The sequence below is a fragment of the Gordonia sp. NPDC003425 genome (assembly GCF_053588635.1).
This window is the reverse complement of sequence record NZ_JBSFQI010000005.1, coordinates 101,410-128,368: the sequence shown is the minus strand read 5'-3', so window position 1 is coordinate 128,368 and position 26,959 is coordinate 101,410. Positions and strand designations below refer to the sequence as shown.

Annotated in this window: 22 protein-coding genes; 15 read left to right on the top strand and 7 right to left on the bottom strand. The window is 67.3% G+C overall.

Features of this window, described 5'->3' with window-relative positions; all coding sequences use genetic code 11:
* The first annotated feature begins 77 nt into the window (after positions 1-77).
* From ACWDTD_RS08285 to ACWDTD_RS08245, 9 genes are all read left to right on the top strand, one after another.
* On the top strand, positions 78-914 hold the full coding sequence (locus ACWDTD_RS08285; RefSeq protein ID WP_449746615.1) for a TIGR03084 family metal-binding protein: 837 nt from the start codon (positions 78-80) through the stop codon (positions 912-914).
* Positions 911-2,647, top strand: coding sequence for an acyclic terpene utilization AtuA family protein (locus ACWDTD_RS08280; RefSeq protein WP_449746614.1), 1,737 nt, complete (start codon positions 911-913; stop codon positions 2,645-2,647). Before ACWDTD_RS08285 ends, ACWDTD_RS08280 begins: the two co-directional genes overlap by 4 nt.
* 2 nt (positions 2,648-2,649) lie before the next feature.
* The gene (locus tag ACWDTD_RS08275; RefSeq protein ID WP_449746761.1) at positions 2,650-3,831 is read left to right on the top strand and encodes an acyl-CoA dehydrogenase family protein; all 1,182 of its coding nucleotides are present in this window, start codon (positions 2,650-2,652) and stop codon (positions 3,829-3,831) included.
* On the top strand, positions 3,828-5,426 hold the full coding sequence (locus ACWDTD_RS08270) for an acyl-CoA carboxylase subunit beta (protein WP_449746613.1): 1,599 nt from the start codon (positions 3,828-3,830) through the stop codon (positions 5,424-5,426). The genes ACWDTD_RS08275 and ACWDTD_RS08270 overlap by 4 nt, the downstream gene beginning before the upstream one ends.
* Before the next feature lie 10 nt (positions 5,427-5,436).
* Positions 5,437-7,575, top strand: coding sequence for an acetyl/propionyl/methylcrotonyl-CoA carboxylase subunit alpha (locus ACWDTD_RS08265; RefSeq protein WP_449746612.1), 2,139 nt, complete (start codon positions 5,437-5,439; stop codon positions 7,573-7,575).
* A complete protein-coding gene (locus tag ACWDTD_RS08260) occupies positions 7,572-8,729 on the top strand; it encodes an acyl-CoA dehydrogenase family protein (RefSeq protein WP_449746611.1) in 1,158 nt (385 codons plus the stop codon). The genes ACWDTD_RS08265 and ACWDTD_RS08260 overlap by 4 nt, the downstream gene beginning before the upstream one ends.
* Before the next feature lie 13 nt (positions 8,730-8,742).
* A complete protein-coding gene (locus ACWDTD_RS08255) occupies positions 8,743-9,582 on the top strand; it encodes an enoyl-CoA hydratase family protein (RefSeq protein ID WP_449746610.1) in 840 nt (279 codons plus the stop codon).
* A 131-nt stretch (positions 9,583-9,713) separates the two neighbouring features.
* Complete coding sequence (locus ACWDTD_RS08250; RefSeq protein ID WP_449746760.1) at positions 9,714-10,259, top strand: TetR/AcrR family transcriptional regulator; 546 nt, start codon at positions 9,714-9,716, stop codon at positions 10,257-10,259.
* 522 nt (positions 10,260-10,781) lie between these two features.
* The gene (locus ACWDTD_RS08245) at positions 10,782-11,504 is read left to right on the top strand and encodes a hypothetical protein (RefSeq protein ID WP_449746609.1); all 723 of its coding nucleotides are present in this window, start codon (positions 10,782-10,784) and stop codon (positions 11,502-11,504) included.
* Here the strand turns inward: ACWDTD_RS08245 and ACWDTD_RS08240 are convergent.
* Positions 11,477-12,274 carry a hypothetical protein gene (locus ACWDTD_RS08240; protein WP_449746608.1) on the bottom strand — a complete coding sequence of 266 codons (798 nt, stop codon included), beginning with the start codon at positions 12,272-12,274 and terminating at the stop codon, positions 11,477-11,479. The genes ACWDTD_RS08245 and ACWDTD_RS08240 overlap by 28 nt on opposite strands.
* Before the next feature lie 122 nt (positions 12,275-12,396).
* Here ACWDTD_RS08240 and ACWDTD_RS08235 point away from each other — a divergent pair, with 122 nt between their 5' ends.
* The gene (locus tag ACWDTD_RS08235; protein ID WP_449746607.1) at positions 12,397-14,205 is read left to right on the top strand and encodes a pyruvate kinase; all 1,809 of its coding nucleotides are present in this window, start codon (positions 12,397-12,399) and stop codon (positions 14,203-14,205) included.
* A gap of 20 nt (positions 14,206-14,225) precedes the next feature.
* Complete coding sequence (locus ACWDTD_RS08230) at positions 14,226-15,626, top strand: carboxylesterase family protein (protein WP_449746606.1); 1,401 nt, start codon at positions 14,226-14,228, stop codon at positions 15,624-15,626.
* On the opposite strand, the gene ACWDTD_RS08225 is transcribed toward ACWDTD_RS08230, so the two are convergent.
* From ACWDTD_RS08225 to ACWDTD_RS08200, 6 genes are all read right to left on the bottom strand, one after another.
* Positions 15,613-16,434, bottom strand: coding sequence for an alpha/beta fold hydrolase (locus ACWDTD_RS08225; RefSeq protein ID WP_449746605.1), 822 nt, complete (start codon positions 16,432-16,434; stop codon positions 15,613-15,615). The two genes, ACWDTD_RS08230 and ACWDTD_RS08225, sit on opposite strands and share 14 nt — an antisense overlap.
* A gap of 154 nt (positions 16,435-16,588) precedes the next feature.
* A complete protein-coding gene (locus tag ACWDTD_RS08220; RefSeq protein ID WP_449746604.1) occupies positions 16,589-17,701 on the bottom strand; it encodes an NDMA-dependent alcohol dehydrogenase in 1,113 nt (370 codons plus the stop codon).
* A 42-nt stretch (positions 17,702-17,743) separates the two neighbouring features.
* Positions 17,744-19,222 (bottom strand): aldehyde dehydrogenase, encoded by a 1,479-nt coding sequence (locus tag ACWDTD_RS08215; protein WP_449746603.1) that lies wholly within the window; start codon positions 19,220-19,222, stop codon positions 17,744-17,746.
* A gap of 145 nt (positions 19,223-19,367) precedes the next feature.
* A complete protein-coding gene (locus ACWDTD_RS08210) occupies positions 19,368-21,023 on the bottom strand; it encodes a sigma-54-dependent Fis family transcriptional regulator (RefSeq protein WP_449746602.1) in 1,656 nt (551 codons plus the stop codon).
* 37 nt (positions 21,024-21,060) lie between these two features.
* A complete protein-coding gene (locus ACWDTD_RS08205; protein WP_449746601.1) occupies positions 21,061-21,924 on the bottom strand; it encodes a PaaX family transcriptional regulator in 864 nt (287 codons plus the stop codon).
* Positions 21,925-22,119: 195 nt separating this feature from the next.
* Positions 22,120-23,082, bottom strand: a complete 963-nt coding sequence (locus ACWDTD_RS08200; protein WP_449746759.1) for an AraC-like ligand-binding domain-containing protein — start codon at positions 23,080-23,082, stop codon at positions 22,120-22,122.
* Between the two features lie 518 nt (positions 23,083-23,600).
* Between ACWDTD_RS08200 and ACWDTD_RS08195 the strand changes: the two genes are divergently transcribed.
* The 4 genes from ACWDTD_RS08195 to ACWDTD_RS08180 all read left to right on the top strand — a co-directional run bounded on the left by ACWDTD_RS08195 (position 23,601) and on the right by ACWDTD_RS08180 (position 26,954).
* Positions 23,601-23,987: an SRPBCC family protein gene (locus ACWDTD_RS08195; RefSeq protein ID WP_449746600.1), complete on the top strand. Its 387-nt coding sequence runs from the start codon at positions 23,601-23,603 to the stop codon at positions 23,985-23,987.
* An 80-nt stretch (positions 23,988-24,067) separates the two neighbouring features.
* Positions 24,068-25,273 carry a cytochrome P450 gene (locus ACWDTD_RS08190; protein ID WP_449746599.1) on the top strand — a complete coding sequence of 402 codons (1,206 nt, stop codon included), beginning with the start codon at positions 24,068-24,070 and terminating at the stop codon, positions 25,271-25,273.
* Between the two features lie 50 nt (positions 25,274-25,323).
* Positions 25,324-25,644, top strand: coding sequence for a 2Fe-2S iron-sulfur cluster-binding protein (locus ACWDTD_RS08185; RefSeq protein WP_449746598.1), 321 nt, complete (start codon positions 25,324-25,326; stop codon positions 25,642-25,644).
* Positions 25,644-26,954, top strand: a complete 1,311-nt coding sequence (locus tag ACWDTD_RS08180; protein ID WP_449746597.1) for an NAD(P)/FAD-dependent oxidoreductase — start codon at positions 25,644-25,646, stop codon at positions 26,952-26,954. The genes ACWDTD_RS08185 and ACWDTD_RS08180 overlap by 1 nt, the downstream gene beginning before the upstream one ends.
* Positions 26,955-26,959 lie beyond the last annotated feature (5 nt).

The following is a 26,959-nucleotide window of genomic DNA, read 5'->3' as shown; positions in this document are numbered from 1 at the left end:
GGACCGGTACAAATTGCCGGAGGCAAAAACAATCACGAGTGATTGCTTTCTGGGGAGCGTTGTGTGACGCTGGTCTCATGTCGATCGTCACCGAACTCGTCGCCGATCTCACCGCTGCGAACGCCGAGCTCGACGACCTCGTTGCCCCGCTCGACGACGCGGACTGGGCGACGCCGACCCCGGCCGCCGGCTGGACGATCGCTCACCAGATCGCGCATCTGAGCTGGACCGATCGGATCGCAGCCATGGCGGCGACCGACCCGGGGGCGTTCGCGGAGGTGCTTGCCGAGGCCGCGCAGAACCCGGCCGGATACGTGGACCTGGCCGCCGAGGAGGGCGCCGCTCACGAGCCGGCGCGGATCCTCGACGACTGGCGCGTCGCCCGCGACGACCTGGCTCTCGCCCTTGTCGACGTCCCCGACGGTGCGAAGATCCCATGGTTCGGGCCGCCGATGTCGGCGGCGTCGATGGCCACCGCGCGACTCATGGAGGTCTGGGCCCACGGCCTCGACATCGTCGACACCCTCGGCGTGCGGCTACCGGTGACCGACCGCATCAAGGCGGTGGTGCACATCGGGGTCCGCACCCGCGACTACGCGTACGCGGTCAACGGCCGCACCCCGCCCGAACGCCCCTTCCGTTACGAGATCGTCGCTCCGTCGGGCGCGGTGTGGACCTGGGGACCCGACGATCCTGACGCCGTCGACGGAACCGTTCGCGGCCCGGCGCTGGACTTCTGCAAACTGGTCACCCAGCGCCGCGCTCTCGACGACCTCGACCTCCAGCTATCCGGTCAGCACGCCCACGAATGGGCTGCCATCGCACAGTGTTTCGCCGGACTGCCGGGTGCCGGTCGCGCGCCCGTCGCCCGCACACACCACGACCACGCTTCGCAACAGGAGGAGGCCCGATGACTCACCCCGATCCCGCCGACACCGGCCGGCCCGTTCGCATCGGCAACGCGTCCGGCTTCTACGGCGACCGGTTCAGTGCCATGCGCGAAATGCTCGACGGCGGCGACCTCGACTACCTCACCGGCGACTACCTCGCCGAACTGACGATGCTCATCCTCGGCCGCGACCGACTCAAGGACCCGAAACTGGGCTACGCCAAGACATTCCTGCGGCAGATGGAAGAGTGCCTGGGCCTTGCCCTGGACAAGGGTGTCAAGATCGTCACCAATGCCGGTGGCCTCAACCCGCACGGTCTGGCCGTCGCGCTACGCGAACTCGCCGACACCGTCGGTGTGCAGGCCGCAGTCTCCTTCATCGACGGTGACGACCTGCTCGACCGCGCCGACGATCTCGGGCTCGGTACCCCGCTGACCGCGAACGCCTACCTCGGTGCCTTCGGCATCAAGGCGGCGCTTGACTCGGGCGCCGACATCGTGGTCACCGGTCGCGTGACCGACGCTTCTCTCACTGTGGGTCCCGCCGCGAGCGCCTTCGACTGGGAATACAGCGATCTCGACGCATTGGCCGGGGCGGTGGTCGCCGGACACGTCATCGAATGCGGTGCCCAGGCGACCGGAGGAAACTACTCGTTCTTCACCGAGCTCCCGCGGATGGGACACCTCGGATTCCCCATCGCCGAGGTGGCCGCCGACGGGACGTCGGTGATCACGAAACATCCCGGCACCGGGGGAGCAGTGACCGTGGGAACCGTGACCGCTCAACTGCTCTACGAGATCGGCGGTCCGCGCTACCTCGGACCCGACGTCACCACCCGACTCGACACCATCTCCCTGGCGCAGGCCGGCGACGACCGCGTCTCGATCACCGGGGTGCGTGGCGAAGCGCCGCCGGCGACCACCAAGGTGTCGTTGAATCACCTTGCCGGCGTGCGCAATGAGATCACGCTGGTGCTCACCGGACTCGACATCGACGCGAAGGCCGAACTCTTCCGCGATCAGTTCCGCGCCGCACTGCCCACCGAGCCTCAACAGATGACCTGGGAGCTCTCCCGGCTCGACCGGGCCGACGCGAACACCGAGGAACAGGCCAGCGCGTTGCTGCGTTGCGTGGCCCGCGATACCGATCCGAAGAAGGTCGGCCGCGGTTTCAGCAGCACCGCCGTGGAGCTCGCACTGGCCAGCTATCCCGGGTTCACCATGACCGCGCCGCCCGGAAACGGTTCGCCGTATGGGGTTTTCGAGCCCGGGTACGTCGACGCCGAACTGATCGAGCATCGTGTGGCGTTCGCCGACGGGGTCACCGAGCGTGTCGAACCGAGCCCGCTGCGCGCCACGGTCACCACCGACGAACCGGATAATCGTGGCGCCGACGCCACCGATCGTGGACCCACCGCCGCGGCGCCGCTCGGCACCATCGCCGGCGCCCGCAGCGGCGACAAGGGCGGCAGCGCGAACGTCGGTGTGTGGGTGCCCAATCGGGATCATTTCGATTGGCTCGACGAGACCCTCGACGTCGATCTCATCAAGAAACTGCTCCCCGAGGTCGCCGACCTCGAGGTGTCGCGGTACCGGCTGTCCAACTTGTGTGCGGTCAACTTCGTCATCGAGGGAGTGCTCGGTCGCGGCGTCGCCGACAATGTGCGATTCGACCCGCAGGCCAAAGGCCTGGGCGAATGGCTGCGTTCCCGGCCGGTGCCGATTCCACTGAGCTTCCTCGACGATCGGAGATCGTGACCGTGCCCATTCCGGACCCCTTGTGGGATACCCCCGAACGCCTCGCGCTACGTGAGACCGTCCGCGCATTCACCACCCGCCACGTGCTGCCCGCCCAGGACGAGTGGGAACGCGACGGGCTGATCCAGCGCGACATCCATCTCGAGGCGGCGAAACTCGGACTGTTCGGACTCGGCATTGCCGAGAATGTAGGCGGCAGCGGCGGCGATCTCGTCGACGCCTCGATCCTCGCCGAGGAACTGCACTACTGCGGTGCCGCAGGCGGCGTGTTCGCCTCCCTGTTCACCCACGGCATCGCGTTGCCCCATCTCATCGCCGCAGGCGATCCCGACCAGATCGACCGCTGGGTGCGACCGACTCTCGCCGGGGAGAAGATCGGCAGCCTCGCCATCACCGAGCCGGGCGGGGGCAGCGACGTCGGACATCTGCGCACCCGCGCGGTGCGCGACGGCGACGATTACCTCGTCAACGGGGCCAAGACCTACATCACCTCCGGTGTCCGCGCGGACTTCGTGGTCACCGCGGTGCAGACCGGTGGCCCGGGCGCCTCCGGTGTGTCGTTGCTCGTCATCGACAAGGACACACCAGGTTTCACCGTGACCCGCGCACTCGACAAGATGGGGTGGCGATGCTCGGACACCGCAGAACTCTCCTTCGTCGACGTCCGGGTGCCCGCGAGCAATCTCGTGGGCGCGGAGAACACAGGGTTCGCCCAGATCGCAGCCGCATTCGTCACCGAACGGGCGGCGCTCGCGGTGCAGGCCTACGCGAGTGCCCAGCGTTGCCTCGATCTCACGCTGGACTGGGCGCGTGAGCGTGAGACATTCGGCAAGCCGATCATCGCGCGGCAGGCCGTTCAGGACACGCTCACCGAGATGGCCCGCCGGATCGACGTGGCCCGCACGTACGTGCGCGCGGTGATCAACCGGCGGGTGACCTCGAACGATGACCTGATCGCCGAAGTGTGCTTCGCCAAGAACACCGCCGTGGAAACCGGCGAATGGGTGGTCGACAAGGCCGTGCAGCTCTTCGGCGGCCTCGGCTACATGACCGGCACCGAAGTCGAACGCCAGTACCGCGACATGCGCATCCTCGGCATCGGCGGTGGCACCACCGAGATCCTGACCGGTCTCGCCGCCAAACGACTCGGGTATCAGCCCACAGCACAGGAGAATTCACGATGACAGTGTTGCGGTCCACCATCGACCCGGCCGACGAGGATTTCGCGGCCGCGCGCACGGCGATGCTCGACAAACTCGACGAACTGCAGGTCGAGTTCGACAAGGCGGTCGCCGGGGGCGGCGAGAAGTACGTTGCGCGACATCGCAAACGCGGCAAGATGCTCGCCCGTGAGCGCATCGAGATGCTCATCGACGAGGACTCGGCCTTCCTGGAACTCTGCCCGCTGGCAGCTTATGGATCCGCCTTCCATGTCGGCGCATCGGTGGTGATGGGCATCGGCGTGGTGGAAGGCACCGAATGCCTCATCGTGGCGAGCGACCCCACCGTCAAGGGTGGGACCTCCAACCCGTGGACGCTGCGCAAGACGCTGCGCGCCAATGACATCGCGCTGCAGAACCGGCTCCCGGTGATCTCACTGGTGGAGTCGGGCGGCGCGGACCTGCCCACCCAGAAAGAGGTCTTCATCCCCGGCGGCCGGATGTTCCGCGACCTCACCCGGCTCTCGGCGGCGGGTATCCCCACCATCGCGCTTGTGTTCGGCAACTCCACTGCGGGAGGAGCCTATGTGCCGGGCATGAGCGACCACGTGGTGATGATTGCCGAGCAGTCGAAGGTGTTCCTCGGTGGTCCGCCGCTGGTGAAGATGGCCACCGGTGAGGAGAGCGACGACGAGTCACTGGGCGGGGCGCAGATGCACGCACGCCAGTCCGGCCTCGCCGACTATTTCGCCGCCGACGAACAGGACGCCATCCGCATCGGACGTCGGATCGTCGCGCGGCTGAACTGGCGCAAGGCGGGACCCGACCCGCGCACCCCCGTACTCGAACCGCGTTACGACGCAGACGATCTGCTCGGCATCGTGCCACCCGATCTCAAGATCCCGTTCAATCCGCGCGACGTGATCGCCCGCATCGTTGACGACAGCGACTTCGACGAGTTCAAACCCGAGTACGGCAACTCGCTGTGCACCGGATGGGCCGACATCCACGGCTACCCGGTGGGCATCCTCGCCAACGCCCAGGGTGTGCTGTTCAGTCAGGAGGCCCAGAAGGCCACCCAGTTCATCGAGCTCGCCAACCGGGCCAACACGCCACTGCTGTTCCTGCACAACACCACCGGCTACATGGTGGGCAAGGAGTACGAACAGAACGGCATCATCAAACACGGCTCCATGATGATCAACGCCGTGTCGAACTCGACGGTCCCGCACATCTCACTGCTCGTCGGCGCCAGCTACGGTGCCGGGCACTACGGGATGTGCGGTCGGGCCTACGATCCGCGGTTCCTGTTCGCCTGGCCCAGCGCGAAATCGGCGGTGATGGGCGCCGCGCAGCTCGCCGGTGTGATCTCGATCGTGTCGCGGGCTGCCACCGAGGCGCGGGGCGGCACCGTGGACGAGGACGCCGACGCCGCCATGCGGCAGATGATCGAAGCGCAGATCGAGGCGCAGTCGGTGCCGGCATTTCTGTCCGGGATGCTCTACGACGACGGCGTGATCGATCCACGTGACACCAGAACCGTTCTCGGACTGTGTTTGTCGGCGATCCACAACGGTCCGGTGGAGGGGACGTCGAACTTCGGCGTCTTCCGGATGTGAGAGGCCAGCGATGATCACCAGAGTCCTCGTCGCCAACCGTGGCGAGATCGCATGTCGAGTGTTCGCGACCTGCCGCACCATGGGCATGTCAACCGTCGCCGTGTTCTCCGACCCGGATTCCGACGCCCCGCACGTGCGGGGCGCCGACCTCGCGGTGCGGCTACCGGGATCGACGTCGGCGCAGACCTATCTGCGCGGTGACGCGATCATCGCCGCGGCACGCGCAGCCGGCGCCGATGCCATCCATCCCGGCTACGGATTCCTCTCGGAGAACGCTGAATTCGCGCAGTCGGTGATCGATGCCGGTCTGGTGTGGATCGGGCCGCCCCCAGCGGCCATCACGGCCATGGGATCGAAGGTCAACGCCAAGAAGCTGATGGCCGACGCGGGGGTGCCGGTGCTCGGTGACCTCGACCCCGCCGCGGTCACTGAGGCGGACCTGCCGCTGCTGATCAAGGCCTCCGCCGGAGGTGGTGGCCGGGGGATGCGCATCGTGCGAGATCTCGCCGACCTGCCCGACCAGCTGGCTGCCGCCGCCCGCGAGGCCCAGTCGGCGTTCGGCGATCCCACCGTGTTCTGCGAGCCGTACGTCGAACGCGGGCACCACATCGAGGTGCAGGTGCTCGCCGACACCCACGGCGGTGTGTGGGCGGTGGGCGAACGTGAATGCTCCATCCAGCGTCGGCACCAGAAGGTGATCGAGGAGGCGCCGGCACCCTTGGTCGAACGGCTCGGTGCAGACCTGCGGGAGCGACTGTTCACCGCCGCCCGCCATGCGGTGCAGGCCATCGGTTACACCGGTGCGGGCACCGTCGAGTTCCTTGCTGACGAGACGGGGCGCTTCTACTTCCTGGAAACCAACACCCGTCTGCAGGTGGAGCATCCGGTCACCGAACTGACCACGGGCACCGACCTCGTCGCGTGGCAGTTGCGGGTGGCGATGGGTGATCGGCTCGACCCGAATCCGCCCTCCACTCGGGGTCATGCGATCGAGGTGCGCCTCTATGCCGAGGACCCGGCCGCGGATTGGCAGCCGCAGTCGGGCATGGTGCACGAACTGCACATCGATGACGATGCGCGTTTTGGTGAGCTCCCCGGGGAGGGCCCCGGGATCCGGGTGGACGCGGGCATCGAATCAGGGTCGGAGATCTCGACGTTCTACGATCCGATGCTCGCCAAGGTGATCTCGTGGGCACCCACCCGCGGCGGCGCCGCGTCGATCCTGGCTCGGACGTTGTCGCAGGCCCGGATTCACGGCCCGGTGACCAACCGTGATCTGCTGGTGAACATTCTGCGCGAACGGCGCTTCCTGGCGGGCGACACCGACACCGGGTATCTGGACGAGATCGGGCTCGACGTGTTGTCACGGCCGCTGGCCGACGACCGGACGTGCACGGCCGCCGCGGTGGCGGCCGCCCTTGCCGACGTGGCCGATAACCGCGCATCGGCGACGGTGCAGCGCAGTCTCGGCAGCGGTTGGCGCAACCTGGTGTCGGGCTACCAGCAGAAGACCTTCGCGGGCGCCGACGACAGCGAATTCACCGTGCGCTACCGATTCACCCGCGGTGGCGTGGAGCTGCCGGATGTGCCGGGGCTGGAGGTGGTTTCGACAAGCTCAACCAGCGGGCGGGGCGGCTCTACCGGCGGAGGGGGTGGCTCAACCAGCGGGTGGGGCGGCTCAACCAGCGGAGGGGGTGGCTCTACCGGCGGGCGGGGCGGCTCTACCGGCGGGCGGGGCGGCCCCGCCATCGAGGTCGTGCTCGCCGACGACGGTGTGCAGCGGCGGTTCCGGGTGTCGCGGTACGGCGACGAGGTTTACGTCGACGCTGCCGGAGCGTCGGTCCATCTGCGGCGCCTGCCGCGGTTCGTCGATCCGACGGCGGTCACCCGCCCGGGATCGCTGCTCGCCCCGATGCCCGGATCGGTGATCCGGGTGGCCGTCGCCGAGGGCGACCGCGTCTCCGCCGGACAGCCGCTGATCTGGCTGGAGGCGATGAAAATGGAACACACCGTCCACGCTCCGGCCGACGGGGTGGTCACCACGCTCGCCGTCGCACCGGGCCGCCAACTCGCCGTTGGCGACGTCCTCGCCGTCATCGGTGCGGATTCGAGTGAACCCGATCCAGCAGCACAGGAGACTCACGCATGAACTTCGTCGAGACACCCGAACGCACCGAACTGCGCGCAGCCGTCGCCGCACTCGCCGGCAAGTACGGGCAGGAATACTTCCGTGAATGCGCCAGAGAAGGCCGCAAGACCGACGAATTATGGTCGGAGGCAGGAAAACTCGGGTTCATCGGGGTCAACCTGCCCGAGGAATATGGCGGGGGCGGGGCGGGCATGTACGAACTGTCCATCGTCATGGAGGAACTCGCCGCGGCGGGTGCCGGCCTGCTGATGCTGGTGGTCTCACCGGCCATCTGCGGCAACGTGATAGCGCGTTTCGGCACCGACGCCCAGAAGGACCGGTGGCTTCCCGGCCTGGCCGACGGTTCGATCACCATGGCCTTCGGCATCACCGAACCCGACGCGGGGTCCAACTCCCACAACATCGCCACCACGGCGGCCCGGGACGGCTCCGACTGGATTCTCAACGGGCGCAAGATCTATATCTCCGGGGTCGATCAGGCCCAGGCCGTGCTGATCGTCGCACGCACCGAGGACGCGAAGACCGGCCGGCTCAAACCGACGCTGTTCATCGTGCCCACCGATACGCCCGGCTTCGAGTACCGCCAGATCGAGATGGAACTGCAGAACCCGGAGAAGCAGTTTCTGCTCTTCTTTGACGACGTCCGGCTTCCCGCCGACGCCCTCGTGGGCTCCGAGGACGCCGCGATCAGTCAACTCTTCGCGGGCTTGAATCCGGAGCGGATCATGGGGGCGGCGTCGGCGATCGGCATGGGACGCTTCGCGCTGGGCAAGGCGGTGGACTACGTCAAGGACCGCACGGTGTGGAAGACACCGATCGGCGCGCACCAGGCGATCGCACATCCGTTGGCGCAGGGCAAGATCGAGCTCGAGATGGCCAAGTTGATGATGCAGAAGGCGGCGACGCTCTACGACGCCGGTGACGACTGGGCCGCCGCCGAGCCGGCGAACATGGCCAAGTACGCCGCTGCCGAGGCGTGCGTGAAGATCGTCGATCAGGCTGTCCATTCGCTCGGCGGCAACGGCCTCACCAGCGAGTACGGACTGGCACCCATGCTGAGTCTCGCCCGAATCGCCCGCATCGCGCCGGTGAGTCGTGAGATGATCTTGAACTTCGTCGCACAGACGAGCCTCGGGCTGCCGAAGTCCTACTAGAAAGGTGACGACGATGGGCACACCAACGGGAGTCTCCGCAGCCGATGTGAGCTCTACCGAGGTGGTGCACGTGAGGATCGAGCGCGGTGTAATGACGCTGACGCTGGACTCGCCGAACAACCGGAACGCACTCGGCGTCGCATTGGTCGAACAACTCCTGGCCGGATTGAGAGCGGCCGGCGACGATCCGGACGTACGCGCGGTGGTGCTCACCCACACAGGGGGAACATTCTGTGCCGGAGCCGATCTCGGTGAGGCACTGAGTCGCGGCGCATCCGTCGAAGAGGCGTCGGCGGCCGGTACGCAGTCGATGGTCGACCTCATGCGGACGATGCTGGAACTGCCCACTCCGGTGATCGCCCGGATCAACGGCCATGTCCGGGCCGGCGGATTCGGCCTGGTGGGCGCCGCCGACATCGCGCTCGCCGGACCCGATTGCACCTTCGCGCTGACCGAGTCACGCCTGGGTCTGGCGCCCTCGGTGATCTCGCTGGTGCTGCTGCCCAAGATGACCGCGCGCTCGGCGGGCCGCTACTTCCTGTCCGGGGAGACCTTCGATGCCACGGCCGCGGAGCGGTGCGGCGTCGTCACGGCGGCGCTCGACAGTGCCGAGGCACTCGACGACACCCTGGCAACCGTGCTCGACGGCGTTCGGCGCGCGTCGCCGACCGGACTCGCCGCGTCCAAGGCGCTCACCACCGACGCGATCCTGCGCGGCTTCAGCGCCGACGCCCGACGTCGGGCCGCGCAGTCGGCCGAGCTTTTCGCCGGTGACGACGCACGCGAAGGGATGACCGCGTTCTTCTCGAAACGGCGGCCGTCCTGGGATCTCACCGATCGCGACAACTCGTGACCACCGACACGAGCGCCGTCCCGCAGGACCGGCAACCGCAGGACCGGCAACCGCAGGACCGGCACCCTCAGGGCAGGCAATCACCCGGCCGGCAACCGCAGCAGCAGCGATCCCGCCAGACACGGGAACGGTTGCTGCGCTCCACGATTCAGGTCCTCGCGCATGAAGGGTGGGCAACGGCCACGGTTGCCGCGGTGGCGCAGCGCGCAGGCGTGTCACGCGGTGCCGCGCAACACCACTTCCCGACCCGTGAGGCGCTGATCACCGCGACCCTCGAGCAGATCTTCGACGACCTCACGCTCGATGCCGAGACCATGGTCGTGCCCGATTGCGAGACGCCCGATCGCATCCGGATCGCCGTCGACCGCGCCGTTGCCACCTATACCGGCACTGAGTTCAAGGCGGCGCTGCAGGTGTGGGCGGCTGCCGCCTCCGACAACGCACTACGCGAACTCATCCTGCCGATGGAGGCCCGATTTGCCCGTGCCGCACACCATGTGACGGTGTCGATCCTCGATCCCACCGGAACCGATCCGCACGCGCACCGGGTGGCGCAGGTGACCCTCGATCTCGCTCGCGGCCTCGGACTCGCCGACACACTGTCGGACGATTCCCGGCGTCGTGCACAGGTGGTCGACACCTGGGTGGACATGATCACACGCTCGATCGACGGGTGAGACCGCCGGGACGCACTAATCTCGAGCGATGTCCCCGGTCACCGTTCGCGAGCGCCTCACCGTGCTGGCGCACCGGGCGGACCCCGGCCTGATCCGATTCCGCAAGGCCACCGCGTGCGCGGCGGCGGTCGCAGTGGCCGTCGCCGCGGTGGCGTTGCTGCGCATCTGGTGGCATGTGCCCGCATCCGCCGAGATCCCCCGGATTCCTGGCCCTGTTCGGCGTCGCCCGGGTGAAAGACGGCACCCATCGCGAGCGCGTCACCACCACGCTCTGGCTGCCGGTACCGGGCATTATGGCGAGAACACTGGTCGCCGTGTTGCATCCGTGGCCGATCGCCCGCGCCATCGCATTCGTCCTGATCTGCGGACTGGCGTCCTGGCTGGGCCGATACGGGGTGCGCGGCGTGGCGCTCGGCTTCTACGCCTTCTTCTCCTATTTCTGCGGGGTGCTGCTCGGCATCGACGTGCATGACCTGCCCGTGATGTACGCGGTGATCCTCATCGCGGTCGTGGTGGCGCTGGGTGGTGATCCTGCTCGACCTCGTGGGCCACGAGGAGTTGCGCGTCCTCGGCACCCGCATCACCGAGACGGCCGCGGGAGTGGTGGTCGGCGTGGTCGTCGTTTATCTGGTCATGTCCCGGCCGGCAAGTCCGGAACTGCGACATCGGCTGGCGGCGTACTTCGATTCGTTGACCGCCCTGGTGACCCGGTCGGCCGGGGAGTTGCGCCATCCGGCCAGCGGTGACGACAACTGCGGCCGGGCCCAGATCCTGGCCGATGCCAGAGCACTCGACGCGGCGCAGGCCGCAATCCTCGGCGATGCGGCGGCAAACGTCGCCGCGCTGAGCCCGCTGCATCGGGCGATGCTGCGTGAGATGCGGCCGCGGGTGCACCTGGCGACATTGCTCGGGCGGTCGATGGCGTGGGCGGCGACCGAACCATTGCTGACCTCGGCACGGTCGGCCGCAGCGCGCGACCCCCGACTCCGGCGTCTCGACACCGCCGTCGACGGCCTCGGTGACATGGTCACCCGGGTACTCGACCGGATCGACGGCGACAACCCCGGGAGCACCACGGCGACGCCCGAACCGGCGGTGGTCGCGATGGTGACCGGTGACCCGGTGCGCGACGCCGAGACGTTGGTGTCGCAGACGCGGAGTATGGGCGACGCCATCACCCTGATCCGGGCCCGGCACCGCGAGAGAAGAGTGCGCCGTCAGCCGAGATCGACGTCGTCGAGATAGGCACGGATCCGTTCGCGGTGCGTGCGGACCCACCACATCGCAAAACGCTGCGAGAAGTACCACATGGCAGCGGTCATCGCGACAGCCAACAGCGCGCAGGCCGCGAACTCGGCGTCGGACAGAGTCGAACCCCAGCCGACCCGCCGGACGAGTTTCCACAGCGCCACCGGAATGAGCACGATCATCCCGAATGCGACGGGGTACACGGCGTAGGGGATCACCAGCAGGATCGACCAGCGCACGATCACGTGCCAGAACCGGTGTCGATTCTCCCAGCGCCAGCGCAGCGAACGCTGATGGTACGGAAACATCAGGCCCACCAGGCTGCTCACCGCCAGCGCGCCGAACGGCACCACCGCCACCGACAGGATCACCTCCACCACGAAACGCCAGTGCGCGTGGGTGGTCAGTGCTATCGCGACGGCGACCACGGTGCAGGCGGGCCCGATCAGCAACCACAATGCGATCGCCTTGGCCCGGAGCAGTCGCGCGAACGCGTCGGGATCGTCGAGGGTCGACAGCGCACGGTCTCGGTCGGGGGCGAGCACATTGGTGGCGCACACGTCGGCATACATCCACCCGGCCAGCGCATAGGGCAGGCCCTCGGGGCCGGTGAACGTGAAGAACCACGACCGCGGCAAGGTGTACCAGAGCACCAGGACGAGCACGGCATTGAACGCCAACAGGGCAAGAGTGTCCTGGGGGTGCCGCCAGATGCGTCGGAGTTCGATGCGCAGGGCCGGATCGGGCTCGGTGGGCGCCAACCGCATGATCGCGAGAATAGTCGCCGGGGCGGGCGGTCATGGGGGTGGGGAGTGCGGCAACCGACCCGACGTCTCGCGTTCACCTTCGCCACGTGGACCGGCGACCGGTGCGCTTCTATCCTCGCTGGATGACCGCCACGATCGTCGAAGAACGACGCACACGTCTTGACCGACTCCGCGGCAGGCTCACGGAGCTCCGCGACGAGGCACTCGCCGCGGAGAAGGCGCTGGCCGCCGAGATCGCGTCGGTGGACCCGAGCCATCGGGAGAGCGCCGCGAATGTGGTGCATTACTGCGCCTTGCGCGCCCACGACCTACGCGAACTGCAGACCCAACTCTCCGACGAAGGGCTCTCCTCGCTGGGTCGGATGGAATCGGGAGTGCTGCGTAACCTCGACGCCGTGATCCGCATCGTCGACGATGCGCTCGGCAACGACGAACCCGTGGTCGATCAGGCGGAATGGAACTCCGGTCGCGACATCCTCACCGCCAGCACGCTCGCCCTGCTGGGACCCAAACCGTCGGGGCGCAACACCCGCGTGATGGTGACCATGCCGAGTCAGGCAGCCGTCGACGGCGAACTGGTGGCGCGGTGCGCCGCGGCCGGCATGGATCTGGCCCGTATCAACTGTGCGCACGACGACCCGACGGCGTGGCGGGCGATGGCTGCGCACGTGCGGGCGGTGCGACCCGAGACGAAGATCGCGATGGATCTGGCCGGTCCCAAACTGCGTACCGGCCCGATCGCCCCGGGACCCGAAGTGCTCAAGGTCCGGCCGACGCGCAGTGCGCTCGGCGAGGTACTGGTGCCCGCCCGGTTCTGGGCCGGTCGCGCGCCGCTGCGTTCGGACGTCCTCGACGCGGTCGGGGTGGTCGACGAGGGCTGGCTCGCCGGGCTCGGCCTCGGCGACACCGTCGGACTCGTCGACGCACGCGGACGCCGGCGCATTCTCACCGTGCTGCAGATCGCGTCGGCGGCCGTGCTGCTGGGCACCGACCGCACCATGTATCTGACCCCCGGTCTCACGCTGCGCGCCGACGGCGGGTCGAGCACCCGGATCGGGCCGATGCCGCCGCTTCCGCAGGCGCTGCGGGTGTTTCGCGGCGACTCGATCGTGCTGACCACCGACCTCACACCGGCCGAACCCACCGACGACGGCCATCACCGGCTCGGCTGCAGTCTCCCCGAGGCGCTGGCCGCGATGCGCGAGGGTCACCGCGTCTTCTTCGACGACGGCAAGATCGAGGGCGTGGTGTCCTCGGTGGCCGAGGACTCCTCGCAGGCCCGGGTGGAAGTGGTCCGTGCCGCGTTGAACGGAACCAAGCTGCGTGCGGAGAAGGGGATCAACCTGCCCGACACGTACCTGCCGCTGCCCGCACTCACCGACGACGACGTCACCGACCTGGACAGCGTGGTGGAGATCGCCGATCTGGTGAACGTGTCGTTCGTGCGCAGCAGGGACGACGTGGCGCACGCGCAGCGTGAACTCGCCGCCCGCAACGCGGCCGAGCTCGGGTTGGTGGTCAAGATCGAGACCGTCGCCGCGGTGGACGCGCTGCCGGAGATCCTGCTGCAACTGATGCGGAACCGGCGGGTGGGCGTGATGATCGCGCGCGGCGATCTGGCCGTCGAAGCAGGGTTCGAGCGTCTCGCGGAGGTGCAGGAGGAGATCCTGTGGCTGTGCGAGGCGGCGCATGTCCCGGTGATCTGGGCGACCGAGGTGCTCGATTCGCTCGCCGACCGCGGACTGCCCACACGCGCGGAGATCACCGACGCCGCGGCGGGTAACCGCGCGGAATGCGTGATGCTGAACAAGGGTCCGCACATCGTGGAGGCAATCGAGGCGCTGGTGGTGATCCTGACGCGGATGCGTCGGCACATCGAGAAGAAGCGGCCGTTGCTGCGTCGTATGTCGGCCTGGGACCTCGAGGAGTAAACGCCCTCTACAGTGGAACGATGAGTGCGTCCGCGGATCGGCAGGAACGGGTGTTCCGGCCGCCGTGCGGGCCCGTCGTGGGGGTGGTCGACGGAGCGGTGGTCCGCTCGCGGGCCATCCCCTACGCGCAAGCGGACCGCTTCGCCGTCCCGCACGCGATCGAGCCCTGGTCGGTGCCGCATCGCAGCGATGAACCCGCCCCGGCATGCCCCCAGGTGCCCAGCGAACTGCTCGACGACCTGCTCGGCGGGCCGGGTACCAAACTGCCCACCGACGAGAAATGTCAGCGTCTCACGGTGACCACCCCGACCGAACCGGGCGCCGCCGCACTGCCGGTGATGGTGTGGATTCACGGGGGCGCCTACGTTCTCGGCGCCGGCGACGAACCCCATCACGAGCCCGCGCCACTGGTGATCGAGCAAGGCGTGATCATCGTCGCGGTGACGTTCCGCCTCGGAGTGCTGGGTTTCCTCGGCGACGGCAGCGACGCCCGTCCCGCCAATCTCGGCCTGCTCGACCTGATGCTGGCGCTCGGCTGGGTGCGCGACAACATCGCCGCCTTCGGCGGTGACCCCCGGCAGGTGACGGTCGCGGGGCAATCGGCCGGTGGCGACGCGGTGGCCCACCTCATGGCCGTACCCGAGGCGGCGCGATGCTTTCGCCGCGCGATCGTGCAGAGTGCGCCGTTGGGCATCCGGAAACACCGGCGCGCCATGGCGCATCACATGTTCGCCCGCACAAGGCATTTCGATTCCAGGTCGAGCATCACCGACATCCTCGGCGTGCAACAACGGCTGATCGCCGCCGGAATCCGGCACGGACTGGTGGGCGGTATGCCGTTCGGTGTGCAGTACGGTTTCGCGCCGCTGCCGCCGCAGCACGAGGTGGAGCGGGCCTGGGAGACATCGGCCGCCGATATCGACCTGCTCATCGGGCACACCCGCGACGAGATGGCCATGTTCGTGCCCGCGTTTCCGGCCGCCGAGCGGATGAGCCGGGTCCCGGTGCTCGGTCGGCCCGTGACGACCGCCGTCACCGACACCCTGACGCACGTCATCTACTCCGAGCCGGCCACCCGCCTGGCCCGACGACATGTCCGGGCCGGCGGATCAGCGGTGGAGTACCGCCTGCACTGGAATGCCCCCGACAGCGGACTCGGGGCCACCCACTGCATCGACCTGCCCCTGCTGTTCGGCGTCGAAGAGCAGTGGACCCGAGCAGGGATACTGGCGGGGGCGTCGTGGCCACAGGTGGCTGCGGCCGGGCGTGAGATGCGCGCGGTGTGGGGGCGGTTCATCCGCGGCGAGGATCTCGGTGAGCGCGAACCCGATTCCGCCGCAGGGGTACTCACCTATTGGGCAGTCCGGCGGGGCGACTCCGGAGGGCGCGTGGCCCGGAAGAGGGCCGTCAGCGCGAACTGATCCCAGCGCGGATCGAGTCCTCGACGATGCGCACGAACGCCTCGGGGTTGTCGTGGTGCACGAGGTGGCCGGATCCCGGGGCCACGTGCACCAACATGTCCGGGCGTTCGGTTGCCACCCGCTGTGCCAACCCGTGCAGCCACGGCAGGCTGTCGGAGCCGAGCACCCACGTCATCGGCAGGTCGAGCCCGGCGACCGCACCGGCGTCGACGTGTTCCATCATGATGCCGTACGGGTGCGGATCCCATTCGGCCAGAATGTTGTCGGCATACTGCACGAGTGCCTCACGGTGCTCGTCGTCGAGTAAGTCGTAGGAGTTGGAGCCCTGCCGCAGCCGCGAGGCCCACCGCAGGAAGTTCTCTGCCGCCGCGGTCCGTCTGCCCCGCAACTGGGAGTACTTGATCCGGCACGCCGCGGCGAGCACCGACCTGTCGGCGTGCCGGAGTCCGTGGAACGGTGCTTCGACGATGCACAGCGTCGCGATGGAGTCGGGGTGGGCCACGGCTTGCCCGAGCGCGATGTTGCCGCCGGCGCTCCACCCCACGACGTGCGCCGGTTCGCCGACCATGCCGAGGATCGCGGCGAGGTCGCGGGTGTGCACGCGATGATCGCGCACCGGCGGCGACGCCGACCGGCCATAACCTCTGCGGTCGTAGGTGATCACCCGATGCCGCGCCGACAGCATGTCGATCACCGGTTCCCACGTGGTGGAATCCGTGGCCGAACCATGTACCAGGACCAGGGGAGCGCCGTAGCCGTGGACGGTGTAGCTCAGCGACGCCCGGTCCCGCAGTTGCAGTGTCGGCATCGGCTCACCTCTGCTCTCTTCATGATCTGGTCATCTGTTTCGTCGTGTGTTGGAACGGCCCGGGTGTGGCGGGGACGACCACCACACCCGGGCCGGGTTCGGTTGGCCCGCAAGCACACCTGCCCGATGGTCGGGTAGGTGTGCGCGGGATCGCTCAGGCGTCGTGGATGATGACGCCGCGAATGTTCTTGCCGTCGCGCAGATCCTGGTAACCCTGGTTGACGTCCTCCAGGGTGTAGGTCTGGGTGACGAGCTCGTCGAGTTTGAGCTGTCCGGCATCATAGAGGCGGAGCAACCGGACGATGTCGTACTGCGGGTTGGCCGAGCCGAACAGCGAACCCTTGATCGACTTCTCGTTGAGCGTGAGGTCGATGCCGGGCCAGTGGACGGTGAACTTCTCCGGATTCGCCAGACCGGTGATGATGGCCGATCCGCCCTTGCCGATGGCACCGATCGCGGCGGACACCACGTCCTCGTCGACCGTTCCGACGGTCACGATCGCGCAGTCGGCGCCCTGGCCCCAGCTGAGTTCGGTGATCTTCTCCTGAGCCTCAGCCGCCGTCGCAAAGGCATGCGTGGCACCGAATTTGACTGCGGTATCGCGTTTGAAGGCGATCGGATCCACCACCACGACGTACTTCGCGCCGGCGTGCACGGCGCCCTGCACCGAGTTGATGCCGATGCCGCCGATGCCGTAGATCACCACGATGTCACCGGCGCGCACGTTGCCGGTGTACACCGCCGATCCCCAACCGGTGGGGACGCCGCAGCCGACGAGGACGGCTTTGTCGAGTGGAAGCCAGTCATCGACCTTGACCACCGAGTGCTGGCTGATGGTGGCGCGTTCGGAGAAGGTGCCGAGCATGCACATGCCGCCGAAATCCTGTCCGTCACGGTGGAAACGGAAGGTTCCGTCGGGCAGCATGCCCTCGAGAATGGTGGCACCCATGTCGCACAGGGACTGTCGTCCGGTGGAACAGTATCGGCACGTGCCGCAGTTGGGGATGAAGCTGCACACCACGTGGTCGCCGGGCTTCACCTTCGTGACTCCGGGGCCCACCTCCTCGATGATGCCCGAACCCTCATGGCCGCCGACCATCGGGAAGCGCGGCGGCAGATCGCCGTCGGTGAGGTGCAGATCGGAGTGGCACAGCCCCGCGGCGGAGAACTTGATCAGTACCTCCCCCTCCTTGGGTCCGTCGAGATCGAGCTCGACGATCTCGAACGGCTTGTGCGCCTCGAACAGGACGGCGGCTTTGGTCTTCATGAGTTCTGTCTCCCTTGTTCTTGTGTTGGTGTGCTTCGCTTTTCAGCAGTAGACCGATTTGAGGTTCTGGTAGGCGGCCAGGCCTTCGGGGCCGAGCTCGCGTCCCATGCCGCTGTGTTTGACCCCGCCGAACGGGGCCACCGGATCGGGGATGTAGCGATTGATCCCGATGGTGCCGGTCTGCACGCGGGCGGCGACGTCGCGCGCACGGTCGTCGTCGGTGCTCCAGATCGTTCCGCCGAGACCGAAATCGGAATCGTTCGCGATGGCCACCGCATCCGCGTCGTCGTCGTAACCGATGACGGTGAGCACGGGACCGAAGATCTCCTCGCGAGCGATGACGGCGTTGTTGTCGAGCCCGGCGAACACCGTCGGCTGCACGAACCATCCGCTGTCCATACCGTCGGGACGTCCGCCGCCGGTGGTGATCCGGCCACCTTCGGCCTTGCCCTTCGCGATGTAGCCCTCCACCCGTTCGCGATGCCGACTGCTGGCCATCGGGCCGATCTGGGTGGTGGCTTCGCGGGAATCGCCGATGTTCATCGACGAGGCGAACGCGGTCAGCACGTCGACCACCTCGTCATAGCGGGAGCGTGGCGCCAGCACCCGGGTACCCAGGAAGCAGGTCTGCCCGTTGTTGGCGAGTGTCGCGACGAACAACTCGTTGCCGATGGTGGCCAGGTCGAGTTCGGCGTCGTCGAGGACGATCGTCGCCGACTTGCCGCCGAGTTCGAGGGTGACCGGGCGCAGCAGCCGACCGCACGTCTCGGCGATGGACTTGCCCGCGGCGGTGGAGCCGGTGAACGCCACCTTGTCGATGCCGGGATGCTCCACCAGGTGAGCTCCGGTTTCGCGGCCACCGGGAACGAAATTGATCACGCCCGCGGGTAGTTCGGCAGCCTGGGCGGCTTCGGCCAGCAGGTACGAATCGAGCACGGTTTCCGGCGACGGCTTGATCACCAGCGTGCAGCCCGCGGCGAGAGCGGGCGCGTACTTGAAGGCGGCCAGCGTCTGCGGGAAGTTCCACGGCACGATCGCGCCGACCACGCCGACCGGTTCGCGGCGGACCTCGATGTGCCCGCCGAACATCCCCTCCCGGATGTCGGGCGCTGCGGCTTCGATGAGGCCTGCGTAGTAGCGGAGCAGGGTGGCCGGGTACACCGCCTCCAGCTGCCCGGCCACGCCGATCGGCATCCCGTTCTGCGAGGACACCAGGGTGGCGAAATCGTCCTTCCGGGCATCGATCTCGTCGGCGAAGCGGCGCAGGTGGGCGGCGCGCTCGGCGGCGGGCAGGCCCGACCAGGTGGCGGGGTTGTCGAAGGCGATACGCGCCGCGCGGACCGCGTTGTCGATGTCGGCGCCGGTGCCGTCGGGCACTTCACCGATCGGTTCACCGGTGTTGGGTGAGACGACGGTGATGTGCCCGGTCCCCTGTGGGTCGATCCACTCGCCACCGATGAACAACTTGTCGAGCCGAGCCGTTCCGGTGGGCACCGCTCCGGGCGAGATAGCGGTACTCATATGTCAACGAACCTCCATGACAGTGATTGGAGTCACCAAGTGATGCTCTGGTGGCCATCCTCACACTGAAGTGGGGTGGTTAACTGTCCGGAATCCGGACACCGGTGGAGTCGCCACACGGCGACGCCCGATTCGGCGATGCGGATCAGGTGTCGATGCCGAGGGCGCGAATGCGCGCGTAGAGCGTGCTTCGGCTGATTCCGAGTCGTCGTGCGGCGTGCACCTTGTTGTTGCGACATTCGGCCAGCGCGTCGATGATCCCTTGGCGCTCCACGCGTTCGTGCATACTCAGCCGTGCTGCCCTGCCCGCCTCGCGGAGGTGTGCCGGCAGATCCTCGACGTCGATCGTGTGGCTGCGACCCTGATTGCGCGCCTGGGAAGCCGCGTCGGCGATGACGTGGCCGAGTTCGGTGTAGTTCGCCGGCCACACGTGGGCGGCGAGTGCATCGATCACTCGGGGACGTATGTGCGTGCCGGGGGCGTGGCGGTCCACGAAGAATGCTGCGGCAGCCGCGATGTGTTGTGTCCGGTGCCGGAGAGGAGCCAGGTCGGTGCGTTCATCACACAGCGCGCACAGCGCGGCAACCGCCCCGGACACGGAATCGCCCGCACCGGCCACGATCACGATCGGTGGATCTTTGTCGATGAGCAGGCGACGCAGCGTGGTCGTATCGGTGGCTGACAGGAGGTCGACGTCGTCGACGACGAGCACCGCTCCGGTGTGCCGTGCGCGTTGCGCGGCTCCGGCGATGTCGACGGGAGAGCCGGTGGCGACCGCTCGCGCGACGTCCACCAACTCGACCGTGCAGCCCTCGGTGGCCGAGCGGGCGAGGACGGATCGTCCGGTACCGGGTTCACCGGTGATCGCCAGCGACCGTCCCGCCGCGGCGACGAAACGGCTCGTGGTGAACACGTGCGTGGCCGACGGCTCCTCGTGCACGGTTCGCCGCGGTATCGACGGCCGGTGCGCGGTCTCCGGGGTCAGTGCGAACACCGCGGAGCCCGGGCCGGCAACCCGCTCGACCGCGACGTCCACCGTGGCGCCGGAACTCAGCGTCAACGTGGGCGGGATGGTCTCGGTCGAGTCGGCGAATGACCGCAACACCGCGAGATCGATCGGATCGAGCAGTGCGCCGGCGGTGTTGTTGGTCAGCAGCAGGTCGTCACCGATGGCGACCGCCGCGATGCTGCGTTTACCGATGCGATGAAAAGCGTCGAGGAGTAGCTGGTGGGAGCTGCGTGCGTGGTCGAGCAGACTGCTCTGGATGTCGGTGGCGATGCGGTGGACGAAGGGCGCGAACAGGGGGTGGATCGTGTCACTGACCGAGGTCATGCACAGGATGCCCTCGAGTCTGTTGGTGCCCGGATGCAGGATGGGGTATCCGTAGCAACTGAGGTGTTTGAAGCGCTCGAGGTAGTGTTCGTCGCCGTTGACCGCGATGGGTTTGCGGATCTCCACCGGTGTGCCGAGGCCGGTGGTGCCCACCGCGTCCTCGTTCATGAACGAGCCGTGTACGGCGCCGAGTCGATCGATGTGCCGTTCGACCGTGGTGCCACCGAAAACTCTTGAAATGAGCCGGGATTCGCTGTCGGTCAGAAGCAGGGCAACGCCGGTGTCGGTCAATTGGTCGCCGGCGTGATCGAGGATGGGGCGAGCCACCCGCAACAATCGGTCGCAGTTGCCCAGGTCCTCGTCGACCACCATATCCGGGGTTGCGTCCGGCGCCAGTCCGCTACCCGCCGACCGGCGCCACGACGTGACGATCTCGGTACGCAGCGCAGGAGTGGTGGAACTGCGCATGCGCACTCCTCTCGGTCGGTGATGAGTCCGATCGCGGTCACTCGCGGTGGGACAGATCCTCCCAGAATTCCTGGGCCGGTTGATGCCATTCGGCGTGCTTGGTGTGGAAGAGTTGCGCTGCCCGCCGCCCCGGCCACGCGTGGTCGAGCAATTCGCGCGGCAGGTCGGGATCGAGGAAGGGGAATCGTCGCCAATCCTGGACGAGGCGGACCTGTGCGGTGAACGCCGCAGACCCGGTGTCGGCCGTCATCGTGTCGTAGGTGTCGATGAAGTCGAGGTAGGAGCTCTCGACCTCGTCCAGCGACCAGGCGTCGGCGATGAGGCGTTGCGGTGAGCCGATCGAGGACAGCGGTCCGATCCACGCGTAGGCGCGATCGTCGAGACCCAGTTCGTCGACGACCCGGCGCACCTCGGTCTCGTGGGTGGTGTCGGGGGTGATCCAGATACCCGGACTCGGTGAACCCAGGCCGGCCCAGGTGAGGCGGGTGCGCAGTTTGTGGCGCAGTTGCCGCTGGGTCTCGGGGATGGCGGTGGACAGGACGAGCCACCGCCCGTCCCAGGACTGGTCGTCGGTCAAGAAGGAGTAGATCCGCCGGGTTCCCTCATCGAGGAGAAGTCGGCCGGGGTCGGTGATGGTCCAGCGGACGCGCCGGCCGGCGCGGTGCGATTCGAGCAGTCCCTCGTTGGCCGAACGCGCGATCGCCTGGCGGGCCGACTTCTCCTCGATGCCGAGTGCGCCCAGCGCTCCGGTGAAGGTTGACGTCCACACCGCGTCGCCGCGTGGATACACGAACTCGCCGAGGATGGTGAGCAGCAGCGCGCGGGCGCTCGCGGCGGACACCTGCCTGCGTCGTGACCCCACCGCACCCAGCGCGTCGAGGTGATCTGTGGTGACCGTCATGGTTGCGTCTCGCTCGATATCCGGGCCGTCGGCGTCAGGGGAGTGCACGATTCCACAACGTACTGGGCTGCACAGAAGAAGTACTGGGCCGCACGGGAGAAACCGAGACGAGGCATGTGTGACACGATACTATTGATTCTACCTGATTATGTAGAATATGGTGTATGTGCAGCACACGCGGGGTGACGGTTGGGATCAACCCTCTGACCGCCGCGAGTGTGCGATTCTCGCGTATGCCTCCAGTGCGCGGCGACGGTGATCCTTGGGACTCTCGCCGTACTCGGAGCGAAACATCTGGCTGAAGTGCGACGCGTTGAGAATTCCGTTACGTGCGGCGATCTCGCTCACCGACCGGGTTGCCTGCAACGGGTCGACGAGATCTCGCCGGCACTGTTCGAGGCGCAGATGCCGGATCCACCGCGCGGTGGTCATCTGTTCGCCTTCGAAGAGCCGGTGCAGGTAGCGCACCGACACGTAGTGCGCCGCCGCGATCGACTCGACCGAGAGCTCGGGGTCGTAGAGGTGGTCTTCGATGTAGGCCTTGACTCGTATCAGCAGTGTGCGTGCCGCCGCGTCGGAGTGCGCGGTCTCCGACTCCATCCGGTCGCTGTAGACCGCGGAGACCAGATCGAGGAAGGTCGACGCGACACGGTTGGCCGACAATCCCTGATATGCCTCGGGGTCGCGCGAGAGCTGGCCCAGCATCGAGCGCACGAGTGCGGGGGTGCCGGCGGCGCCCGACACCGGTGTCGACGTCACACGGGAGACCTCGTCGGGTCTCAATTCCAGCGACGACCGGTCGAACATCGCCACGATCGTGCGGTGGCGTCCGTTCCACTGCACGTCGAACGGACGGGTGCAGTCGTAGATGGTGAAATCGCCCGGTGTGATCTCCACGTCGCGCCCGTCCTGCCGGAACCGGCACGATCCCCGGATCTGCAGCGCGATGAGGTAGTGGTCGTTGTCGTCGGACGCGGCGAGTCTCGGTGTGCGAACGACGAGTTCGGGATCGGCGTCGGCCCGTGTCACCTGTAGTGACCCGATGAATCCGGTGTGTAGCCGCCAGCTGAATCGGGACGATTCCGCCGCGTCCACGCGTAACGGGAAGAACGTCTCGTTGACAGCTTCCTTCCAGGCGTCGAGTTGTTCGCGGTGCAGACGGGTGCAGCGGAATCGACGACCTCGGAAACGGTCGGGATAGTCGATTGATCGTGGTGGCCGCGTAGGTCCATCGTCATGTGGGTCGGCGTCATCGCTGTGGGTCCAACTGGGCTGGGGGTCAAACCGGGCTGGGGGTCAAACCGGGCTGGGGGTCAAACCGGGCTGGGGGTCAGGCGCCGGCGTGTCGGGTCCTCGTCACGCCGGAGTGTGATGGACGTTACACCCACGGCCGGGTGCGGCTGTCGAATCCGTGCACGGCCACTATCGGCATCGTGCCGCGCGACGGGTGCCCATCCGCCGCTGTGCTCCCCCGTCGTGGGTATTGGCGCGGCGTCGGACCCCTCAAGTCGTGCGCGGAAGTGACAATCGGGCGGCGCTGGGGTGACAGCATGAACGACCGCGGAGAACTTCAATGAGTGCCATGTCGTCAATCACATAACCAGTCCGGATGTGATCCGCGGCATACATCGGCTCGTGGCCGATGCATCGTCCAGTACGCCAACCGAGGAGTCATCATGGCCACTCTCCGTTCCGAGATCACGATCGAACAGCCCGCCGACGCGGTATGGCGGGCCGTCGTCGACGATCCGATCGAGAACTGGTTCCCGCTCATCGAGAACTCCGTCGTGGAGGGGTCGAGCCGCACCATCGTGCTGCAGGACGGCACCAAGGTCGAGGAGGCGATCGTGACGCGGGATCCGGCGCTGCGCCGTTTCCAGTACAAGGTGGTCGGTGGCGATCTCCCGGTGGAACATCATCTGGGCACAGTCGATGTGATTGTCCTCGAAGACAATTCGAGCCTGGTGGTGTACAGCACAGAGATCGAACCGGCAGCCATCGGAGAGGTGATGGGACCGGCGATCGCCGATTCGCTGACCGGACTGCGACAGCGTCTCTCCTGAGATCTTCTGCACGGCAACACATCACCTCGTTCACCGTTGCCCCGACACCACACCCTCCGACACCGAAAGGTGAATCCCTCATGACCGCATCCACATCCGTCGATCCGAGAATCCAGTACGGCACCGACATCGATCTGTTCAGCGAAGAGTCCCTCCTGGATCCCTACGACGACTACAGGGCCCTGCACGACATCGGCGAGATCGCCTACCTGACCAAGTACGACATGTGGGCGGTGACCCGATATGACGGTGTGAAACGAGTGCTCGGCAATCCGGACATTTTCAAGTCCGGCGACGGCATCGGCATGAACGACATCCTCAACACCGCCTGGGCGCCGTTCGCCCCGTGCCTCGACGGCGCAGACCATGCGCCACTGCGCCGGGTCATGATGCAGACCATCGGCCCCAAGGCCGCGTCGCAGTACAAGGACACGATCGAGGCCGCCGCCAACCAGCTGGTCGACGAGGTGTTGGCCAAGGGTGAGTTCGACGCGGTGACCGATTTCGCACAGCAACTGCCCACCCGGGTGATCCTCGACCTCATCGGTCTGAACCCCGGCTCCGAGATGCGCATCAACCTTCTGCACTGGGCCACCGACTCCTACAACTGCTGCGGCCCGGACGGCACCTTCGACGACACACTGCCCAGCATGGAGAAGCTCTACGGCTTCGTGCTGGAGAACATGGGCGAGGAGGGTTTCCGGCCCGGCAGTATCGGTGCGCAGACCTGGGAGGCCGCGCACAAGGGCATGATCACCCCGGAGCAGGCGTTCGGCATCCTCGGCGGGTACGCGACCGCCGGGCTGGACACCACGGCCAGTGCCATCGGCAGCCTGATGATGCTGTTCGCGAAACACCCCGACCAATGGGAGATCGTGCGCGATGATCCGTCCCTGATCCCGTCGGCGGTGCTCGAGGGTGTCCGCGTGGAATCGCCCGCGCAATGGTTCACCCGGGTGACCACGCAAGACGTCGAGTTCGGCGAGGTGACCGTGCCCGAACACTCCCGGATGTACCACTCCTACGGTGCGGCGAACCGCGACGAGCGCAAATATCCCGACCCGGCTCGCTTCGATGTCCGGCGCAACCCCGCCGACAGCCTGGCCTTCGGCTTCGGCGTGCATACGTGCATGGGCAAATCGCTGTCCAACCTGGAGATCTTCTCCCTGATGACCGCGCTTACCGCCAAGGTGGACCGGATCGAACCGACCGGAGAGCCGGTTCGCCACGTCAACAACCTGATTCGCAGCCTCGAGTCACAGCCGGTCCGAATCCACCCGCGCTGACCGCTCCGGCGCACCCGAGCTCATCTCACCCCAGACCGAGGGACCAGCCCATGCCCAAGATCATCTATCGCTCTGCCGACGGCTCCGAAGACTATGTGGACACCACCGCGGGAACCACCGTGATGCAGGCCGCGGTGTCGGCCGGTCTCGACGGGATCGTCGCCGAATGCGGCGGGAACGCCATGTGTGCGACCTGCCACGTTTTCGTCGATCCCGGACGCCTCGAAGAGTTTTCGGCCATGGCCGCCGATGAGGACGAGATGCTCGACTGCGCCGTCACCGAGCGGCGCGACAACAGCCGGCTCTCGTGTCAGCTGGTGGTGTCCGACGACCACGACGGTCTCGTCGTCGAACTGCCCGAGGAGCAGTGATGGTCAACGGGCGGGTCGTGATCGTCGGCGGTGGGCAGGCCGGTTTCCAGGCCGCTGTGTCGTTGCGGCAGAACGACTTCGGTGGTGACATCACGATTGTCGAGGCCGGAGGTGACATGCCGTATCAACGCCCACCGCTGTCCAAGGCGTATCTGGATCTCGCCAAGGACGCCGGTGACGCCTCTCTGCCGTTCCGTCCCGAGTCGTTCTACGAGCGGCACGAGATCGACCTGCGCACGGGGTGTGCGGTGGACGTCATCGAACGGCCCGATTCGCGGGTCCGGCTGAGCACGGGTGAGGCGGTCGAGTACGACGCACTGGTTCTGGCACTCGGTTCGCGTCCTCGGGGGCTCGCGCTCTCCGGTGTCCGGGCATCGGGTGTGCACACTCTGCACACTGTTGCCGATGCACGTGCTGTGCGGGCCGCGCTGGGATCGGCACAGCGAGTGGTGGTGGTCGGCGGCGGCTTCATCGGTCTGGAGGTGGCCGCCGCCGCCATCACCGCCGGATGCCGGGTGACGGTTGTGGAGGCCGCCGACCGGGTGATGGGCCGGGTGGTCTCCCCGGAGTTGTCGGCCTTCGTCACCGGCATGCACGAGATGCGTGGCACGACAGTGTTGGTCGACACCGCCGTCGCCGGATTGCGCACCGACGACGGGCACGTGCGCGGCGTCGAACTGGTCGACGGATCTGTACTGCCGGCCGACCTGGTGGTGATCGGTGTCGGCGTCGTGCCGAATACGGAACTCGCGCGATCCGCGGGACTCGCGGTGGAGAACGGGATCGTCGTCGACGAGACTCTGAGCACCGTCGATTCGAAGATCAGCGCCATCGGCGACTGCGCGGCCTACCCGAGCGTGCACACCGCCGGCATGGTGCGGCTGGAGTCCGTGCAGAATGCCACCGATCACGCGCGGTGCGTCGCCGCGCGGATCGCGCACGGGAGCACCGACCGCTACGCGGCATTGCCCTGGTTCTGGACCCATCAATTCGATCTCAACGTGCAGATCGCCGGGATCGGCAGGCCTGACGACGAGATCGTCGCAACAGGGGACAGTGCAGTAAGGAGCAGTGCAGTAAGGAGCAGTGCAACAGGGGGCAGTGCAGTGGGGAAGTTCTCGGTCCTGCGATTCCGCGACGGGCGGCTCGCTTGCGTGGAATCGGTCAATTCCCCTGCCGACCACATGGCGGCGCGAAAGATTCTGGGCGCCGGCGTGGAACTCACCCCGGCGGAGGCTGCGGCGTCCGACTTCACTCTCAAGGAGTTCGCCCGGCGCGCCGCACCGGGTCGGGTGGGCGCTCACTTGTAATTCTA